The sequence below is a fragment of the Mesorhizobium sp. M1A.T.Ca.IN.004.03.1.1 genome (genome assembly GCF_003997555.1).
Lineage (GTDB): Bacteria > Pseudomonadota > Alphaproteobacteria > Rhizobiales > Rhizobiaceae > Mesorhizobium.
In genome coordinates this window covers 1-274 of record NZ_RZTV01000289.1, presented here as the reverse complement: position 1 = coordinate 274, position 274 = coordinate 1, and the positions used below count along the sequence as shown (strand labels likewise).

At 56.2% G+C, this 274-nt stretch carries 1 protein-coding gene; it reads right to left on the bottom strand.

Annotated features, from left to right (window positions below; genetic code table 11):
- Positions 1–64: 64 nt before the first annotated feature.
- Positions 65–274: hypothetical protein (locus EOD29_RS36620; protein WP_206520546.1), on the bottom strand; the 210-nt coding region annotated here is incomplete at its 5' end.

Genomic DNA, 274 nt, shown 5'->3' with positions numbered 1-274 from the left:
GGCGATTGGCCGCGTTATCTTGGATGAGCCAGACCATCGCGGAATCAGTCGTGGCCTTAGCCTTCTACGAACTCACATCACATCGAAGACGCCAGGTTTCGCCAAAGCCACCATCGATCTGAAAAGCGAGTTCCAGGACGCCGTCGAGCTGGGGGGGTACCCTTCCGCCACCGAAGGACTTATCGAAATTACGAGGCGGAGAACGTTTTCCCATCCCCAACCTCCAGCGAAGTGCATCAGTACCGTCCACAAAGCAAAAGGGCTTGAGTGCGAC